The 19181-nt window shown below is 39.1% G+C and carries 21 protein-coding genes; 18 read left to right on the top strand and 3 right to left on the bottom strand.

Annotated features, from left to right (window positions below):
- Positions 1-100 precede the first annotated feature (100 nt).
- Positions 101-985 (bottom strand): ABC transporter substrate-binding protein, encoded by an 885-nt coding sequence (locus G2999_RS00420; protein ID WP_010177605.1) that lies wholly within the window; start codon positions 983-985, stop codon positions 101-103.
- 4 nt (positions 986-989) lie between these two features.
- On the bottom strand, positions 990-1418 hold the full coding sequence (gene pedF, locus G2999_RS00415; protein WP_010177603.1) for a cytochrome c-550 PedF: 429 nt from the start codon (positions 1416-1418) through the stop codon (positions 990-992).
- A gap of 182 nt (positions 1419-1600) precedes the next feature.
- Between pedF and G2999_RS00410 the strand changes: the two genes are divergently transcribed.
- The 10 genes from G2999_RS00410 to bfr (G2999_RS00365) all read left to right on the top strand — a co-directional run bounded on the left by G2999_RS00410 (position 1601) and on the right by bfr (G2999_RS00365) (position 11441).
- Positions 1601-2800, top strand: coding sequence for an ABC transporter substrate-binding protein (locus G2999_RS00410; RefSeq protein WP_010177601.1), 1200 nt, complete (start codon positions 1601-1603; stop codon positions 2798-2800).
- 46 nt (positions 2801-2846) lie between these two features.
- Entirely contained in the window at positions 2847-3857 is a 1011-nt protein-coding gene (locus tag G2999_RS00405; RefSeq protein ID WP_010177599.1) for a PQQ-dependent catabolism-associated beta-propeller protein, read from the top strand.
- A gap of 9 nt (positions 3858-3866) precedes the next feature.
- Complete coding sequence (locus G2999_RS00400) at positions 3867-4595, top strand: ATP-binding cassette domain-containing protein (protein ID WP_010177597.1); 729 nt, start codon at positions 3867-3869, stop codon at positions 4593-4595.
- Positions 4595-5365, top strand: a complete 771-nt coding sequence (locus G2999_RS00395) for an ABC transporter permease (RefSeq protein WP_010177596.1) — start codon at positions 4595-4597, stop codon at positions 5363-5365. Before G2999_RS00400 ends, G2999_RS00395 begins: the two co-directional genes overlap by 1 nt.
- A gap of 146 nt (positions 5366-5511) precedes the next feature.
- A complete protein-coding gene (locus G2999_RS00390) occupies positions 5512-6978 on the top strand; it encodes an NAD(P)/FAD-dependent oxidoreductase (protein ID WP_010177594.1) in 1467 nt (488 codons plus the stop codon).
- Between the two features lie 16 nt (positions 6979-6994).
- Entirely contained in the window at positions 6995-7837 is an 843-nt protein-coding gene (locus tag G2999_RS00385) for an SDR family oxidoreductase (protein WP_010177591.1), read from the top strand.
- Between the two features lie 8 nt (positions 7838-7845).
- Positions 7846-8799 carry an alpha/beta fold hydrolase gene (locus G2999_RS11475; RefSeq protein WP_010177590.1) on the top strand — a complete coding sequence of 318 codons (954 nt, stop codon included), beginning with the start codon at positions 7846-7848 and terminating at the stop codon, positions 8797-8799.
- Between the two features lie 17 nt (positions 8800-8816).
- Positions 8817-10400 (top strand): cation:proton antiporter family protein, encoded by a 1584-nt coding sequence (locus tag G2999_RS00375; RefSeq protein WP_010177588.1) that lies wholly within the window; start codon positions 8817-8819, stop codon positions 10398-10400.
- 96 nt (positions 10401-10496) lie between these two features.
- The gene (bfr, locus tag G2999_RS00370; RefSeq protein ID WP_010177585.1) at positions 10497-10961 is read left to right on the top strand and encodes a bacterioferritin; all 465 of its coding nucleotides are present in this window, start codon (positions 10497-10499) and stop codon (positions 10959-10961) included.
- A 12-nt stretch (positions 10962-10973) separates the two neighbouring features.
- Positions 10974-11441 carry a bacterioferritin gene (bfr, locus tag G2999_RS00365; protein WP_010177584.1) on the top strand — a complete coding sequence of 156 codons (468 nt, stop codon included), beginning with the start codon at positions 10974-10976 and terminating at the stop codon, positions 11439-11441.
- 6 nt (positions 11442-11447) lie between these two features.
- Here bfr (G2999_RS00365) and G2999_RS12515 read toward each other — a convergent pair whose 3' ends face one another.
- Complete coding sequence (locus tag G2999_RS12515) at positions 11448-11903, bottom strand: hypothetical protein (RefSeq protein WP_010177582.1); 456 nt, start codon at positions 11901-11903, stop codon at positions 11448-11450.
- Between the two features lie 216 nt (positions 11904-12119).
- On the opposite strand from G2999_RS12515, the gene ccoN reads away from it, so the two are divergent.
- From ccoN to G2999_RS00320, 8 genes are all read left to right on the top strand, one after another.
- Positions 12120-13553 carry a cytochrome-c oxidase, cbb3-type subunit I gene (gene ccoN / locus G2999_RS00355; protein ID WP_010177581.1) on the top strand — a complete coding sequence of 478 codons (1434 nt, stop codon included), beginning with the start codon at positions 12120-12122 and terminating at the stop codon, positions 13551-13553.
- A gap of 10 nt (positions 13554-13563) precedes the next feature.
- The gene (gene ccoO / locus G2999_RS00350) at positions 13564-14169 is read left to right on the top strand and encodes a cytochrome-c oxidase, cbb3-type subunit II (protein WP_010177579.1); all 606 of its coding nucleotides are present in this window, start codon (positions 13564-13566) and stop codon (positions 14167-14169) included.
- A complete protein-coding gene (locus tag G2999_RS00345; RefSeq protein ID WP_010177577.1) occupies positions 14169-14339 on the top strand; it encodes a cbb3-type cytochrome c oxidase subunit 3 in 171 nt (56 codons plus the stop codon). The genes ccoO and G2999_RS00345 overlap by 1 nt, the downstream gene beginning before the upstream one ends.
- 2 nt (positions 14340-14341) lie before the next feature.
- Positions 14342-15304, top strand: coding sequence for a cytochrome-c oxidase, cbb3-type subunit III (ccoP, locus tag G2999_RS00340; protein WP_010177575.1), 963 nt, complete (start codon positions 14342-14344; stop codon positions 15302-15304).
- An 80-nt stretch (positions 15305-15384) separates the two neighbouring features.
- Positions 15385-15894 carry a FixH family protein gene (locus G2999_RS00335; protein ID WP_010177573.1) on the top strand — a complete coding sequence of 170 codons (510 nt, stop codon included), beginning with the start codon at positions 15385-15387 and terminating at the stop codon, positions 15892-15894.
- Between the two features lie 18 nt (positions 15895-15912).
- The gene (locus G2999_RS00330) at positions 15913-18327 is read left to right on the top strand and encodes a heavy metal translocating P-type ATPase (RefSeq protein WP_010177570.1); all 2415 of its coding nucleotides are present in this window, start codon (positions 15913-15915) and stop codon (positions 18325-18327) included.
- Positions 18324-18506 (top strand): cbb3-type cytochrome oxidase assembly protein CcoS, encoded by a 183-nt coding sequence (gene ccoS, locus G2999_RS11465; RefSeq protein WP_010177568.1) that lies wholly within the window; start codon positions 18324-18326, stop codon positions 18504-18506. Before G2999_RS00330 ends, ccoS begins: the two co-directional genes overlap by 4 nt.
- The gene (locus G2999_RS00320) at positions 18506-19165 is read left to right on the top strand and encodes a sulfite exporter TauE/SafE family protein (RefSeq protein ID WP_010177567.1); all 660 of its coding nucleotides are present in this window, start codon (positions 18506-18508) and stop codon (positions 19163-19165) included. Before ccoS ends, G2999_RS00320 begins: the two co-directional genes overlap by 1 nt.
- The last annotated feature ends 16 nt before the right edge of the window (positions 19166-19181 follow it).

The raw sequence follows: 19181 nt of genomic DNA, 5'->3' as shown, positions 1-19181 counted from the left end.
TTTGTATAGTAAAGGGCTAATAGTCATAAACCTATCAGACCCTCGTCTGAATTTTTTCATCCATTAGGATGAGAAAATTTGTGGATCATTATATTGAGGGTTACTCTTTGTAATATTCAGGTATTTCAAAGTAAGCATGATGTTGTGCGAAAATATTTGCCATCCGTCCGTCATCAATCATTCCAAAGACAATATCGCCGACGCTGTAACCTAATGCTCGAAAATCGGCATGTACGGCCATCCCAATATCCCACTTTTGTTTGCCTAGCAAAGGAAAAGCATTAGTAGCTAACTGAAATCGTTGAGGTTCATTTGAATAAGTGGTTTGTATTTGGTGATGCAATGCGGTGATTTGAGAACGCAGCCCCATAACCGCATCAACGTCTGCGTTCACCATACCTTGTACCGCTAAAAGTAACGAGTCAAATTGACGGGTATTCTTACGCATACTGCCTCTAAAAGCAGACATTAAGTAGAATTGAGGAATAGAATCAATCTCAACACCGATCGGATGGTATTGAAATAATGCCATAGTAGGCACAGCTTCTAAGCGCGCCGTATCAAAGACAATTTTCCAAGTTTCGGTATGATATGGTGCAAACATGTGCACTTGTTCATGCACTAATAATCCAACATCATCACGCTTGAGTTTGTAGTCTTTATCATAAGGTACACGCAACATTAAGTCAGCTTTAGTCCTATCAAGAAAATGACCTTTCCATAGATTATTGCGCAAGTCATCTTCTGAACTTTCATCCGCCGTCATCCATTTGAGCCGTAACTCTACATCTAACGAAGCAGCAATCTCTTTAGCTATTTCAACATCAATACCGATGGCTTCACCATCAACATTAGCAGAAAAAGGAAGATAGTCATTATACACCGCAATCACAATGTATTTGGACTCAACAATATCATCAAGTGATCGTGCTTGAGCGAAGAATGTCAAACACAATACACTGATGATTAAGAAAAAGACGCGCAAGCGACTATTGCTCTGGCGCGACAGATTCTACAAAAGAACGCACTGCCCACAATGCCTCTTGTGATAAATGCTCAGTCATTTTAGGCATATATACAGCCCCATTGCGCACTGCACCGTTTTGCACACGGTAAATATACCATTCATCACCATCATAATCTGCGGCTAAATAACGTAAATCCGGTGCAATACCACCACTGATAGCTTCTAGCCCATGACAACGAGCGCAATTTTGATTATAGGCAGAAGCCCCGACACGTAAGATTTCTTTTTTCATGTCACCTTCTACATCACGGTAAGGATTCGTATCCGACCACTCTTCACCTAATTGCGGTAATGTAGACGAATCAATAGCTTGTGGTGTAACTGGCCCATGTGCAAATACATTAGCAGTAAATGCTAATGTTAATGCGCCTAATTTAGTCGCTAATTTCATGTTGATATCCTAATAGTGATTTAAAAATTTATAGCCTTAATATACATAACCTTCTATTAACAAATAATTCGACTTTAGCGGCACATGTTCCCCTCCTTTAGTATGAATTATGAAAATTGTGATGCTAAATGTTTGATTTTTTGTTAAAAATAACGCTGTTTTATTATTAAGAAATCTTCTTTATGAACGTGACTTATCTTTTATGTAAGCCTTATCTTTGTCCTATTTTAGCTATTACCTTATTCATCTCTGTAGTGTTTCCAGTCTTCGCTAAAATCGAACCTTTAAAGGTGAATATCACATATATAAACCAAGTGCATGAACATGATTATTATACTAATCCGTTATTAGTTGCACCGGCAGACTCTGGCGTTGCCGGCATCGAGTTAGGCATTGAAGATAGCAACACGACAGGTAAATTTTTAGGTCAACAATTTTCATTTTTAACTCAAACCATTCCAGCTGCCCATAGCAGTTCACCAATAAGGTGGTCTGAATATAAAATCGAGAATCAGTTATTATTAGTTGATTTAGATAGTGAAACATTACAAGCATTAATCGCTCATAACAATTCGTTAGAACAACCTGCGTTGATAATTAATATTGCTAACCGAGATAATACTTTGCGACAACGTATTTGTTCTGCGAATCTATTTCATACTACACCGAGCCATGCGCAAATTACGGATGCATTAGGTCAATGGTTATTAAGTAAACGACTAAATAATATTTTATTAATCAATGGGGACACGCCAGGTGATTTAGCTTGGATAAACTCGTTTAAGCGCACAGCGAAACGCTATAAGATTAATATCAGTGCCGAAAAAAAATGGACTTTTGATACTGATTTACGTCGCACCGTCAGTCAAGATATTCCCTTATTTACACAAACAGCACGTCCCTATGATGTAGTTGTCGTTGCGGACATGTATCAACAGTTTGGTCAGTATGTACCGTATAACACGTATTATCCTCGCCCAGTAATAGGAACAGCTGGTCTTGTCGCTGATACATGGCATCCAAGTATTGAACAATGGGGTGCTAAGCAATTACAAAACCGCTTCAAAACATTACATCAGCGGTATATGGAGCATGCTGATTTTGATGCTTATGTAGCTGTCCGTGCTATTGCGTATGCCGTTCAGCAAATTAAAGGTGTAAATATCGAAGCACTCGCCACATTCATGCGCAGTGAACAATTTCAATTGGCTGCCTATAAAGGAAGAAAACTCACTTTCCGTGATTTTAATGGTCAGTTGCGTATGCCAATTGAGTTGACACACCCATTAGGATTAGTGGCACGAGCGCCACAAACAGGTTTTATGCACCCAGTGTCTGAACTCGATACTCTCGGTTTTGACCGTCGTGAAGTGTGCCAATAACGCCACTTTTGAATATTTTTTGTTAGATTTATTGTAAGGATTCGTTATGTCTCAGCACTCTTGCTCCCTGTCCTATTTGACGAAACTAGTCAAACCATTTTTACTATTCAGCTTGTTGAGTCTATTAGCAGGTAATGTGTTAGCAAAAGAACTTGCGTACGTTACCAATGAAAAAGATAACTCTATATCAGTAGTTGATTTAGATGATTTTAGTGTGATTAAGGAAATCCCTGTCGGTGATCGACCTCGTGGCTTTATATTTAACCATGACCAGAGCCTTGCTTATATTTGTGCCAGTGATATTGATAGGATCCAAATTCTAGATATGACAAGCGATCAAATTATAGGTGAGTTACCTTCTGGTGAAGATCCCGAAACTATTGCATTACACCCTAATGGTACAACTATATATACCGCGAATGAAGATGATGCTTTGCTCACCGTTATCGACATTCCTAGTCAACAAGTTATCACTCAAATCGATGTTGGTGTTGAACCTGAAGGCTTAGCCGTGTCTCCAGACGGTACCAAAATGATCGTCACCTCAGAGACGACGAATATGGTGCATTGGATTGATACTAAGACCAATCAAAACTATGCTAATAGTCTGGTGGGAGCTCGCCCTCGTGCAGCGATGTTTACCCGAGATAATAAAGAACTCTGGGTCACGTCTGAAATTGGTGGGCAACTCACGGTATTTAATGTGGAAGATCAAAGTGTTAAACATGAAATAACCTTTAAAATACGTGGGATCCACAGCGACAGAGTCCAACCGGTGGGAATTGTGTTGATGAAATCAAAACCATTGGCATTCATTGCTCTTGGACCGAGTAATCATGTTGCGGTGGTTAATACTGACACAATGGAAATTGAAAAGTATCTTTTAGTCGGTCGTCGTGTCTGGCAACTAGCCTTTAATGAAGATGAGTCAATGCTGTTAACCACTAATGGTATCAGTGGTGATATCAGTGTAATTGATACCAATCAACTTAAAACGATCAAATCAGTCAAAGTCGGTCGTTATCCGTGGGGTATCGCTGTGAAACAAACAGATTAAGCGAACAATATGTCTATTAAAATTAGTGATGTCAGTTTTAAATTCCGCGGAAAACTAGCACTTAACAATGTATCACTTAGTTTATCACCTGGTTTTAATGTATTACTAGGACCAAATGGTGCGGGTAAAAGTACATTATTAAGCTTATTAACTGCTCAGCGTCCGCTACAAAGTGGTACCTTGACTTATGGCACTCATGATATTAATCAACATCAGCGCGCGATCATGGCTCAAATTGGTGTTGTCTTTCAACAAACAACGTTAGATTTGGATCTCAGCGTTAAACAAAACCTGACTTATTTTGGGGCATTGCATGGACTAACAGCCAAACGTGTTCTCGATAATCTTTCACCGGTATTAGAGAGTTTAGCGTTATTAGATAGGTTAGATGATAAAATCAGAGCACTCAATGAGGGCCATCGACGCCGTGTTGAAATTGCACGATGCATGATCCATCAGCCGCAATATTTACTGTTAGACGAGGCGACTGTTGGGCTCGATGTTGATAGCCGAAAACTAATTATTGAACATATAAGAGCATTAGCAAAAACGTCATCATTAACCATTTTATGGACAACGCACTTGATGGATGAAGTACAAGAAGACGACGCTTTATTCATTATGAATCAAGGGGAAATCGTGACACGCGGCCAATGTGGGCAGCTTCTTAATCATTATAAACAAGAGAACGTGTTTGATTTATATCGTTATCTAACACATCCTGAAGGACTTATATAATGACTGCATATTGGACTTGTTTTTGGGCTATTCTTAGTCGTGAAATTTTACGTTTTTTTCACCAACGTTCACGCTTATTAAGTGCACTAGTTAGACCTTTATTATGGTTAGTGGTATTTGCAGCAGGGTTTAGAAGTGCACTAGGGGTATCTATTATGCCCCCTTATGAAAGTTATATCTTGTACCAAGAATATATAGTGCCTGGTTTGTGTGCGATGATAGTGTTGTTTAATTCGATGCAAACGTCCCTATCCATGGTATATGACCGAGAAATGGGCAGTATGAAAATACTACTGATGAGCCCGATACCTAAAAGTTTTCTCTTATTTAGTAAACTCGTAGCGGCAGCATGCTTATCATTACTTCAAGTGGTTATTTTTTTAATTCTCGCCAATATAGTCGACGTCGAAATTCCATGGTGGGGTTTTCTATATGCTATCCCAAGTGTGTTTTTGAGTGCATTTTTCTTAGGCGCTTTAGGTCTAATTTTGTCCAATTTTATTAAGCAACTAGAAAACTTTGCTGGTGTAATGAATTTTGTTATTTTCCCAATGTTTTTTATGTCTAGTGCTTTATATCCACTTTGGAAAATTCAAGAATCTAGTCTGTTATTGTATTGGATATGCCAATATAACCCTTTTTCATACTGTGTCGAAATGATCAGGTTCTCACTTTATGGACAGTTCAATCTTAATGCCAGTCTCGTGGTAATTGGCTGTGTATTGATAACTGGGATAATCGCTGTCGTAACATTTACACCAAAAAAATGAATATCGTTATAAATAATTCACTGCTGCAAACATTATTGATGACATTTTACAGGTTATTTATTTTCATCTCTTTTCTATTCACACAATAAATGTTAAAAAGTTGTTTAAAACAGTTCGTTTATAATAATAAAGATTAAGGACTCGTTGTGACTGACTTTCTGGATTACCAAGTGGTTGTCATCGGCAGTGGTTTTGGTGGACAAGCTGCAGCAATAAACCTAAAAAAACAAGGTATTCAAGATTTCGTTATCTTGGAGAGAAGAGACTTTGCAGGTGGGACTTGGTTACAAAACCGTTATCCTGGTGCTGCAGTAGATGTCCAATCTCCTTTATATTCACTCTCTAGCATGCCATATCAATGGACACAGATGTTTGTGACTCAGCCTGAGCTAGCAGAGTATACTCAAGCTGTGTTTAATACGTTTAATTTGCATCCTCATGTGAAATTAAATCAAGAGGTGGTTGATGCACAATGGCACGAGCAAAGTCAACGATGGCATATAACCATTAAGGGGTGTCCATCTATCACAGCTCGATTCATTATTAATGCCACAGGTCCTCTATCTATGCCGGTGATCCCTAACTTTCCTGGTAAAGATAATTTCACCGGCACCAGTTTTCATACTAATAACTGGCCGGATAATATTTCATTAAAAGATAAGAAAGTTGCCATCATTGGTAGTGGTGCATCCGCGGCACAAGTTATTCCTGCAATTGTCGATGATGTCGCCTCATTAGCCGTCTTTCAACGTTCAGCTCATTGGATAATCCCGCGTCCCGATATTAAATTTCCCAAATGGGCTCAGCAGTTATTAGGGATTAAATGGGTTTATGGTTTGTTACGTCATGCTATATATTGGGGATTAGAAACGCGCGTCATTGGGTTTAAATATTCCAAACGGGTACTGAATTTATTTGCAGGTGCTCCAGCCCGTAGGCAGCTTAACAAACAGATTACTGACCCTGAATTACGTCAACAACTCACACCTGATTTTACCATTGGTTGTAAACGTATTATTTTATCCAATACCTATTATCCCGCTATGAGCCGTAACCATGTCAGTTTATTTACTCAAGATAATGGTATTAAACAGATCACGCCTACTGGTATTGAGACAGCTGATGGCACATCATTAGCTCTCGATGTCATCATTTATTCCACGGGTTATGATGCAACAGATGGGTTAATATCTTATCCAGTAACGGGACAAAATGGGCAGCAATTACGTCATGTTTGGTCTGATTATCCCCGTGCATATCTGGGAACTTGTGTCCCTGATTTTCCAAATTACTTTATTGTGACAGGACCTAATACTGGTATTGGGCACACCAGTGCTATATTTGTGATAGAAGCACAAATGCATTACATCATGCAAGCTATCAACTATGTCATTGAGCATAATCAATCTAGCATACAACCAACAAAAACAGCTGAAACTAGGTATACAGACATGGTCCACAAAGAAATGGAGCGCACTGTTTGGCATACTGGTGGCTGTAACAGCTGGTATAAGAGTGCGTCGGGAAAGGTCATTGCTATGTTCCCAGGCTTTTCATTTGTGTTTAAACGAATGTGTAAACGCTTTAAGTTAAGTGACCACAACATACAATAATAATAAGGGTACAACTATGACAGCGTCATTCTACCAAGATAAAATTATCGCAATTACTGGTGCAGCATCGGGCATGGGGCGCAGTTATGCGACATTATTAGCCCAGCAAGGAGCGAAACTGTTATTGAGCGATGTTGATGAAGAAGGTCTGAATGAAACAGTTGCCCTCGCCTCTGTTTTAACCAGCCCTGAAAATATTGTTACGATGAAAATGGATGTAAGCAGTACCGAACATTGGCAAGCATTTAAGGAGTTGGCATTGTCTCGTTTTGGTGGCTGCCACATGCTCATCAATAATGCCGGTATTGAGGGGGCTGCAAAACCGGTTTGGGCGAGTTCAGAAGCGCAAATTAAGCAAACCATGGATATCAATTTTTATGGCGTGGTTTATGGTTGTCGTAGTTTTATACCTTTATTGGTGAAGCAAGATTGGGCCAGTATTGTCAATATATCCAGTATTTTTGGCTTTATCGGAACGCCCAATGCATCTGACTATTGTGCGAGCAAATTTGCAGTTCGAGGTTATACCGAAGCATTAATGGTGGAGCTGGCGCATGTTTATCCTCAAGTTCAGGTGCATTTAGTTCATCCTGGAGGGGTGGATACAGATATCGCACGTTCTGAGAGAACCGCCAAGTTTAAACATAAATTTTTAACCACACCAAGCGACGAAATGTGCCAAGTCGTGTTAGATAATGTGATTATAAATAATCCGCGTATTATTTATGGCAACCATGCCAAAAAAACATATTGGTTATCGAAACTATTACCTTTAAAACAACTAAAAAAAATAATAGCGAAAGGATTAGCTCTCGTAGACAAAAACGAATATTCCCGAGAACATCAAGGGTTTAAATAGGAGTGACCATGGAAATTTTTATCATTATTATTCTGGCGATGATCTTATTCGGTGCGTTTTATTATCCCGCGGAATTTGGTGGATATGTATTGCGGTTATCGAGCACCATTGAATCAAGTTTGTATGGGTTTACGCCCCAGCAACGTCGAATCGGACAGTTTAATTATTTTTATTTAACCAATTCACGCTATAAAAAAAATGGTCGAGGTAAAGATAAGGTAACAAAGCCTACCCTGATATTACTGCATGGCTTTAGTGCTGATCATAACGTTTGGCTTCGTTGTGGGAATATCCTGGGTAAACACTACCATGTCGTTTTATTAGATTTACCCGGACATGGACAAACAACCTATCAAGCTGATGCTGATTACTCGATCCCCGCCCAATCACAACGACTACATCAATTTATCACTGCTTTAGAGTTACAGCAGGTTCATTTAGCGGGCAATTCAATGGGTGGCTTTCTGGCTGCGCAATTTGCACTAGATTTTCCAGAAAATACGGCATCCATTATTTGTGTTGACCCAGCCGGTGTAACTCCCCCCCAACCCAGTACATTACAAACATTAGCAATGAATGGTCGTAATCCATTTTTTATGGACTCCCCAGATCAATTTGATGAATTTTTCAAACTAACGATGGCAAAGCCACCCTACTTTCCTAAATCGGTCAAATTATTCAAAGCCAATGAATATGTAAAAAGAAAATCTGAACTGGTACATATTTATCGAGACTTCTTTAATATGGAACACGTTCTGGACAATAAATTGACCAATATTGAGTGCCCGATATTGATGTTATGGGGTGGTTTAGATGACATTATTCACATCTCATGTGCAAAGGTATGGCAAGATAATACGAAAGCTGTCAGTATTATTTGGGATGATTTAGGACATATGCCAATGCTCGAAGCGCCTAAGCAAACAGCAGATGAAATAATTCGATTTATCGGTCAACATTAAGAGGTAATAACCACGATATGGATATCATGTTTTTGTTAGTTGCGTTTGGGTTTGGCTTAATTGCTAAGTTTTGTCGACTCCCTCCTCTGATTGGATTTTTATTAGCTGGTTTTGTACTTAATGCAGTAGGCTATTCAAATAACGATACGCTACAGGCAATTGCTGATCTCGGTATTACTATTATGCTCTTTACCATAGGGCTAAAGCTGAATATTAAAGATTTACTGAAACGAGAGATCCTGGTTGGTGCTGTGGCGCACACTACATTGTGGATTGCTTTGTGTAGTGTGTGTGTATTTGTGTTAGGTCTTATATTTACAACGACAATCTTCGACCTTACATGGCATACAGCATTGATGATTGGTTTTGCATTTAGTTTTTCATCCACGGTATGTGTTGTTAAAATCTTAGACGAAGCGGGAGAAACTAAAACTCGTCACGGTAAGCTAGCGATAGGTATACTCGTTATCCAAGATATCTTTGCGGTACTCTTTTTAGTCTTCGCAACTGGGAAATTACCTTCAGCTTGGGCGGCGTTATTATTACTATTAATACCACTTCGTCCTTTACTACACCGCGTTGTTGCAAGAGCTGGACACGGTGAAATGCTCCCATTAACCGGATTCATTTTTGCATTAGGCGCTTATCACTTATTTGATTACTTCGGTGTTAAAGGTGATTTAGGCGCATTAATCGCGGGTGTTTTATTAGCAAGCCAGGCCAAAGCCTCTGAATTGTCCAAATCATTAATGGCCTTTAAAGATTTATTCTTAATTGGATTCTTTTTAACCATTGGATTAACCGCATTACCTTCACTAGAGTTAGTTAGCTTTGCGTTAGTATTATGCTTACTTTTACCAATCAAACTCCTGTTATTTTTCGGATTATTTATTAGTTTAAGGTTACGAGCGAGGACCGCATATTTAACGTCGCTAATGATGTCTAATTACAGTGAATTTGGGTTGATTGTTGGAGCGGTAGCGGTAACAGGTGGTATCTTAGATGCACAGTGGCTAGTTATTTTAGCGATAGCGACTGCCTTTTCATTTATTTTTACCAGTATTTTGTATAAAAAATCACACCAATTTTATAGTCATAATAAAGATCGTATAAAATGCTATGAAAAAGCAATACCGCTTAAACAAGATATCTACCCATCTCTTGGCCCAGCAAAAGTACTTGTCATTGGTATGGGACGCGTCGGAAAAGGGGCTTTTAACGCTATCCATACACAATTAGGCGAAGGTGTTTGTGGTATTGATTCAGATAGTGAAAAAATTAAACAATTGGCTAGTTTAGGTAAAAATGCTGTCATCGGAGACGGTGAAGATATTGATTTGTGGGAAAACTTAGATATTACCAATATAGAATTAGTGCTCATTGCACTCCCTTCCATTCAAGACGCAACCAACATTACTCAACAACTCAAACAAGCTAATTACACTGGTCGTATTGCCGCAATTGCTCGCTATGAAGATGAAGTGGAGCCTTTAATTAACAAAGGGGTTGATCGGGTATTTAATTTCTTTACTGAAGCTGGACTAGGTTTTGCTGAAGAGTCATTACAATGGGCTAAAGTGTGTTCGAAATCAAAACAATAACAATTATCATTAGCAAGATACTGATTTTATTATAAAAATTTTCAAATTTAGAAAAAACCACCTATACTAAGGTTAATTAATAACAGGAAAATGACGATGCAGAGTACTCCACAATTGTTAAGCCAACTCAATACAGTGCTGACTTCTGAACTGACTTCAATTAACCAATATTTCCTTCATGCACGGATGTTTAAAAATTGGGGTTATGCCGCGTTAAACTCCAGTGAATATAAAAAATCTATTAAAGATATGAAGCAAGCAGATGAGCTAATTGAGCGTATCTTGTTTTTAGAGGGGCTACCTAATTTACAAGCATTAGGTAAACTTTACATTGGTGAAGATCCAGAAGAAATGTTGGCCTGCGATGTGAAATTTCAACAAGCACACATTACTTTATTGATTGATAGTATTGAAGTGTGTGAAACCGTCCAAGATTTTGTTTCTCGTGACATATTAACCAAACAGTTAGTTGATGAAGAAGAATACTTAGATTATCTACTTACACAGCAACAACAAATCGTAGATATGGGACTAGCCCGATATCTTCAATCACAACTTTAAGGAGACAATCTCATGCAAGGTAAACCCGCTATTATTGACGCTCTCAATAACCTTCTCAGTTATGAATTAGCTGCGATGGACCAATATTTCATCCATGCACAAATGTATGAAGATTGGGGTTACACAAAGCTGTTTGAACGCATTAATCATGAGTTTGACGATGAGAAAGGTCATGCTACTAAATTGATCCAACGCATGTTATTTCTTGAGGGACAGCCTGATATGGTTACTCGGACAGGATATCAGCTTGGGACAACCGTTCCAGACATGTTAGCCAGTGATTTAAGGGTCGAGTATGAGGTTGCTGAGCAGTTACGCATAACCATTTCGTTATGCGAAAAAGAACGCGATTATGTCACTCGTGATATGTTATTGGTTCTCTTAGATGACACTGAAATGGATCATGCTCATTGGCTTGAGCAGCAACTGGGTTTGATTAAATCACTTGGCTTGGAAAACTATCTCCAAAGTCAATTATAAATATAGTCATTGATGGGTGGTAAATAATATATTTACCGCCTTATCATAACCTTCTAGTTGAACGACCATTCGCCATTCCATTTGTGCTAGAGCACAACTTCCTAAGAAGAACTCCCCCACCCATTCATTTTGAACTGAGCTTAAATCTGTATATATATCTGAAATTTGATGTACTGGGCTTTTCCCCATATACATATTGATCCCTTCAATGTGTATTTGTTCAACTTTTAATGGTGTGGGTAAACTAATTTTGACGGGAATTAACTCTTCTACGACTAATTGCTCAAGAATAACAACCTGTAAAGGGCCCTCATTTAACTGTATGTCACATTTTTGAAGATAAAGTGTACAAGTATAAGAGTTTTTCTTTAATAAAGTGCTATTTAGCATATAGATAATTATCAATGTACTCGCAAATGTCAGCAAAAATAGTGTTTTTTGTGAATTATTTAACTGCTTCATGTTAGGTTTTTACCACTTTAAAGTTAACAAAATGTTAAATGTATTGACCTTGATCAACCATCGCTTACTTAGCCTACCAATTTGTTTTTAAACACTATATCATTCACACCCATGTGCGTTAAGAGCCAATAATTGTAATGGCTAAAACTGTTTATTTACACAAAACAGGCTTAATTATCATAAAGAATTTTAATTTAACAATGGAAGAACGACCCGATGAACGAGACTACTCAAGTTCAACCTAACTATAACTATAAAGTTGTTAGGCAATTTACGGTGATGACCGTAATATGGGGGATCATAGGCATGTCAATTGGCTTATTACTAGCCATACAGTTATTTGCACCAGCACTTAATTTTGATATCCCTTGGTTAACCTATTCACGTTTACGCCCACTTCATACAAATGCAGTAATATTTGCTTTTGGTGGCTGTGCATTATTTGCAACGTCATTTTATGTAGTTCAACGAACTTCTCAGGTACGTTTATTCTCGGACAAACTGGCTGCGTTTACTTTTTGGGGTTGGCAAGCTGTTATCGTTTCTGCCGTGGTGACATTACCACTTGGGTTAACTTCATCAAAAGAATATGCAGAACTTGAATGGCCCATTGATATTCTTATCACCATCGTTTGGTTAGCCTATATTATTAATTTTTTCGGCACATTAGTGATTCGAAAAACTTCTCATATTTATGTAGCAAACTGGTTCTTCGGTGCATTTATGCTAACCGTTGCGGTATTACATATCGGTAATTCAATGGCGATTCCCGTATCATTCACAAAATCTTATTCCATTTATGCAGGTGCAGTTGATGCAATGATGCAGTGGTGGTATGGACATAATGCTGTTGGTTTCTTCTTAACCGCTGGTTTCTTAGGCATGATGTATTACTTTGTTCCTAAACAAGCCGGTCGCCCAGTGTATTCGTACCGTTTATCTATTGTGCATTTTTGGGCATTAATCTCTTTGTACATATGGGCCGGACCACACCACTTACACTACACCGCTTTACCTGATTGGACTCAATCACTCGGTATGGCGATGTCGATTATTCTATTTGTCCCTTCTTGGGGCGGAATGATTAACGGTATCATGACATTATCAGGTGCTTGGCATAAATTACGAACAGATCCTGTATTACGTTTCTTAATTGTTTCATTATCGTTCTACGGTATGTCGACCTTTGAAGGTCCTATGATGGCAATTAAAACAGTCAATGCTTTATCACATTATACGGATTGGACCATTGGTCACGTTCATTCTGGTGCATTGGGCTGGGTAGCTATGGTATCAATTGGTTCTGTTTATCACCTTATTCCAATCTTGTTTGGTCAGCCAAAAATGTACAGTACGTCTCTAGTTAATGTGCATTTCTGGTTAGCGACAATTGGCGTTGTGTTATATATCGTTGCCATGTGGATGTCAGGAGTACTTCAAGGGCTAATGTGGCGTGCCGTAAACGCTGATGGCACATTAACATACAGCTTTGTTGAATCTTTAGAAGCCTCTAAACCTTTCTACATTTTACGTGCTATTGGCGGTGCATTCGTCGTGGCTGGTATGTTGATCATGGCTTATAACTGTTACAAAACTATACGTGCACCAAAGACTGACACAGTCAATGATGTAGCTGTAGCGACGGCATAAGGAGTTAAGCATGAAAAATCCACATGAGTTGATTGAAAAGAATGTAGGTCTATTAACGGTATTGGTTTTATTTGCGATCGCTTTAGGCGCTATGGCACAAATTACTCCATTAATGTTTCAACAACAAACGATGGAACCGGTGAAAGGTCTTAAACCATACACAGCATTGCAAATGGAAGGTCGTGACATCTATATACGGGAAGGTTGTGTTGGCTGTCATTCACAGATGATCCGTCCTTTCCGCGCTGAGACGGAGCGTTATGGTCACTATTCAGTTGCAGGCGAGTCTGTTTGGGAGCGTCCATTTTTATGGGGCTCAAAGCGTACAGGTCCAGATTTAGCACGTGTTGGCGGTCGTTATTCTGACGAGTGGCATCGTGTTCATTTACTGAATCCACGAAACGTTGTACCAGAATCTAACATGCCCGGTTACCCATGGTTAGCGGAAAATGTATTAGACGGTGAATTGATAGCAGATAAATTATCGTTATTCAGAGATTTTGGTGTTCCGTATACCGATGAAGATATTGCTGGAGCTAAAGCCGCCGTTGAAGGTAAAACTGAAATGGAAGCATTGATTGCTTACTTACAATCTCTTGGGACACATTTAAAATAATGGATCAGGCTATCATCGGCAGTATCTTTACTGTTATCGTCTTCATCGCATTTATAGGTGTACTTTATTGGGCATTTAGCAGCCGTAATAAAGATCGTTTCGAAGAAGCGGCAAACCTAGTGTTTGATGATGAAGCAAAACCGAATACAAAAAACAAACAGGAGTCTTAAACATGACGACGTTTTGGACAATATGGATATCAATAATTACATTAGGCTCTATCGCCGGTAGCTACATGCTATTGCGTTGGTGTTTATCGAATAAAACTGGTGTCAAAGAAGGCGAATCAATGGGTCATGAGTTTGATGGCATCGTTGAATTAAATAATCAGCTACCACGTTGGTGGACAATATTATTCTACATTACTATTGTTTGGGCTCTAGTGTATTTAGCCCTCTACCCTGGTTTAGGTGCATACAAAGGATTATTAGGTTGGCAAAGTTCTAATCAAACAATTCTTTCTTTAGAAGAATCTGAACAAGCGTTACAAGCTTCGATTGAATCAGGTGCGCTGGTGCAATATGACCGTGAAATAAAATTCGCAAATGAAAAATATGATCCTATCTTTGCTGAATACGCAAAAGTTGATATTGAGACTTTAGCGAGCAATGAAGAGCATGCAGATGTGTTAAAAGTGGGCCAACGTCTCTTTTTACAAAATTGTGCTCAATGTCATGGTTCCGATGCACGTGGTCAAAATGGCGGCTTCCCTAACCTGACTGATGATGATTGGTTATATGGTGGCACTGCTAACAAGATCGTTGAGACTTTACAGCGTGGTCGTAATGCAATGATGCCAGCTTGGTTAGATGCATTTGGCGAAGAAGGTATTAAAGAAGTTGTCGAGTACACGTTAAGTTTATCTGGTCGCCAAGTAAATCAAGCGCTTGCCGATAAAGGAAAAACACGCTTTATGGCTTGTGCCGCTTGTCATGGTATGGACGGAAAAGGTAACCAAATGATCGGTGCACCAAACTTGACTGATAATATTTGGTTATACGGCGGTAGTAAACGTGCTGTTACCGAAACCTTAACTTACGGTCGTAATGGTGTAATGCCTGCATTTAATAAAACACTTGGAGACGATAAGATACATGTTGTTTCCGCTTATATTTACAGTTTGTCTAACAAATAGTAAATATATGGTATGATTAAAGCCTCGTTTTTACGGGGCTTTTTTAATGATATTATATACTTAGCAATTTTGGAGCGTAGATGAGTAATACTGACCCGTCTTCTGATAATAATCCCTGGTACAAACAATTCTGGCCATGGTTTTTAATTATCGTACCACTGTCATCAATGATATTTTCACTCAACTATGCCAAGTTAGCAGTAACGACTCAAAATGATTTGGTTGTGGATGAATATTATAAAGAAGGTCGTGGTATTAATACGCGTTTAGATAAATTTGAACGCGCATTACAATTAGGTATTGATGCCCGCGTCCGCATAAAAGACAATTTAGTGTCTGTTGAGTTCATAGATGGTGCACCTACTCAAGGTACTGCACTGAAATTAAACTTCTATCATGTCACTATAGCGGCAAGAGATTTTACGCTGTTGTTGGCTCGCGATGCCAATGGATTTTATCGTGGTTCGCATGATGAATCTATTGAAGGTAAATGGCGTGTATCATTGCTACCGCAAGACGATGAATGGAAAATTCAACAAACTCTACAACTCCCCTATTCTGGCCCAATTACATTTGCGCCAGATTTTTAATATTGATTGAGACAACCAATGCAAATCACGTGTTTTCATTGTGGCTTAGATGCTCCTAACGATCATGAGTTCGTTGTGCGTGTTTTTGATGAACCACGTGTTATGTGTTGTCCTGGTTGTCAAGCTGTTGCTCAATCTATTGTCGATAATCAATTAACTGATTATTATCAATTTCGCACCGAAAAAGCCATTCAAGCACCTTCAGCAGAAGAACAGGCTGCTTTACTTGCTAAACTTAGTATCTATGATGCGCCAGAATTACAAACTGATTTTGTGCTTGATATGGGTGAGTTAAAAGAAGTTCAGCTCACCATTGAAGGAATCACGTGTGCTGCATGTGGCTGGCTGATTGAACGGCATTTAGTGAAACAAGATGGCATTGTCCAAAACGCAGTCAATGTAAGTGCAGCGCGAGCTTCAATTAAATGGGATCCTAAGAAAATTTCACTATCCGCGATTCTAAGTGGATTATCTACATTAGGTTATGAAGTCCAACCCTTTTCGCCAGAACAACATGAATTAACCTACCAAAAAGAGCATAAGCGTTTCATTAAACAACTTGGCTTAGCTGGGATCATGACCATGCAAGTCATGATGTTATCCATGGGGTTTTATTTTGATTGGTTAGGTAATATTGATGCCGTCATGCGTGAATATTTTCAATGGATCAGCTTAGTGTTAACGACACCCGTGGTGTTTTATTCGGGCTCAACTTTTTATCTAGGCGCGTTCAAAGCGATCAGTCAACGTCGCTTAAATATGGATGTACCGGTGACTATTGCTATTCTCGGAACCTATTTTGCGGGAATTAAAGCCACCACCCTCCATACAGGTGAAGTATTTTTTGAATCCATTTGTATGTTTATCTTTTTCTTATTAACTAGCCGCTTTTTAGAGCACCGTGCAAGATACAAGGCGACGGAAATTGCCTCTAATACCATGAAATACGTACCCGTGAGTGCTTCGGTATTACATCCTGACACCGCAGAAGTGTCAATTGTTACGGCTAAATCATTACAGCCAGGGCAAATTGTACTCGTTAAACCTGGTGAAATTATCCCCATTGATGGCATCATCAGACATGGGTGTACGCATATTGATGAATCGATGTTAACAGGTGAGTTTGCACCAGTAACCAAATCAACAGGTCAACCTGTATATGGTGGAACATTAAACCAGCATCAAAGTATAGAAGTCACTGTGACCAGTGAACTCAAATACGCATTAGTCAACCAAATACTTCGCCTGCAAACCAACGCTATGGCACAAAAACCAGCGATAGCCCTAATGGCAGATCGCTTATCACAATATTTTGTTAGCGCGGTATTAGTAATTGCTACTGCCACTTACATTACGTGGGATACATTAGGCAATCCTGATGCGTTTTGGATCACAGTCTCTATTTTGATAGCCACTTGCCCATGTGCATTAGGTTTAGCGACACCATCAGCATTAACCTCTGCGATGGCACGTTTACAACAATCCGGGATATTACTTAAACAAGCTAATGTACTTGAAGCACTCACCGATATTAATCATGTCGTATTTGATAAAACGGGGACCCTGACGCAAGGTAAATTTAGCATTAAGCACACTACTTCAATTAGCAATATGACTGAATCAGAACTGTTAACTTTAGTATCGAGTCTGGAGCAATACTCAGAGCATCCGATTGCTCGCGCTTTTTCTGAATATGACGTTTATCCAGTCATTGACCCTAAACAACATCTAAATTTAGGCGTTGAAGGTTGTATTAACTCGCAGACTTACCGATGTGGCCAAGCTAAATTCATGCGCCACCAAAATCAAATATCTGAGCATCCTCAGATCCATGACGCGACGATTTATGTTGAAGATGATACTTCTTTGTTAGGCGCTATTTGGTTAGATGACGCGTTAAAAGCCGATACTTTAGACACTATTGAGCAACTTCGTTTTCTCAAACAATCGATACTCAGTGGAGACTCGCAAGCTAATGTCGAAGCGGTTTCTAATATGTTGAATATCCCTTCTGGCTTTGCCCAATGCTCACCCGAAGACAAATTAGATGCGGTGCGTTCATATCAAGCACAAGGCGATCGGATATTGATGTTAGGCGATGGAATCAATGATTCACCTGTATTAGCTCAAGCAAATGTCTCTGTCAGTGTCGGTAACGCTTCTGATTTAGCCAAAAATGCTTCTGATATATTATTTTTACAACCATCCATTGCATCATTACCTTTATTATTAGCATTAGCGCAACGTTGTAAAATCGTGATTAAACAGAATTTCATGTGGGCACTGGGTTATAATCTATTGATCTTACCTTTTGGTATCGCTGGTTTTCTCACACCGTGGATGGCAGCACTTGGTATGTCGTTAAGCTCAATCATCGTAGTGTATAATTCATCAAGGTTACTCAAATTTGAATCTACAAGGCCCCTTTCATGAACGTCATTTATGTACTCATTCCCATAGCAATCATCATCGTTGCATTGGCCATCGTTATATTTTTTTGGGCGGTTAAAGCCAATCAGTTTGAAGATTTAGAACGACAAGGCTCCTCTATCCTCTTTGATGATGATATTACGCCTAGTAAAAATCCGCCATCATCTGACAAAGACGCCTAATGGACCCTATCTACATTACAGCATTGTTAATTGGTCTTGCCGGAGGTGTGCATTGTGTGGGAATGTGCGGCGGCATCGCAAGCAGCTTATTATTCAGTGCCACGCCAAAAGTCGGACGTATGCGTCTGCTTATGGCGTACAACTTTGGTCGGATTTTCAGCTATTCACTCATGGGGGCAATCGTAGGTTATTCCGGCTCAATGCTATCCCAACATACTTTCATTTCAGCCGATATCTTACTTTTCATTTCGAGTGTTCTACTTCTATTATTGGGTATTTACATTGGTGGTTATACGCAAAGCCTGACATGGTTAGAACGTTTTGGTGGGCATTTTTTCAATCGCATAAAGCCATTATCAAAGCGTTTTTTACCATTAAATAATGCTTTAAAAGCAATGCCTTACGGTATGATCTGGGGATGGTTGCCATGCGGATTAGTATACTCAACTTTAACTTGGTCAATGACTTCCGGGGATGCTTTCAAAGGAGCGATGGTCATGTTTTACTTTGGTGTTGGCACTCTTCCCGCGATGTTTGCAACGAGCATGAGTGGACAATTTATTCATGACTTATTTTCACAACATTGGCTGAGAAAGTTAATATCTTTACTCATGATCATCAGTGCAATAACGATGTTAATTTGGGGATTATTGGACTAAACTGGAAAAAAAATTA

Source organism: Glaciecola sp. HTCC2999, assembly GCF_000155775.1.
Lineage (GTDB): Bacteria > Pseudomonadota > Gammaproteobacteria > Enterobacterales > Alteromonadaceae > Opacimonas.
The sequence above is the reverse complement of the archived record's forward strand: the minus strand, read 5'-3'. Positions and strand labels throughout refer to the sequence as shown.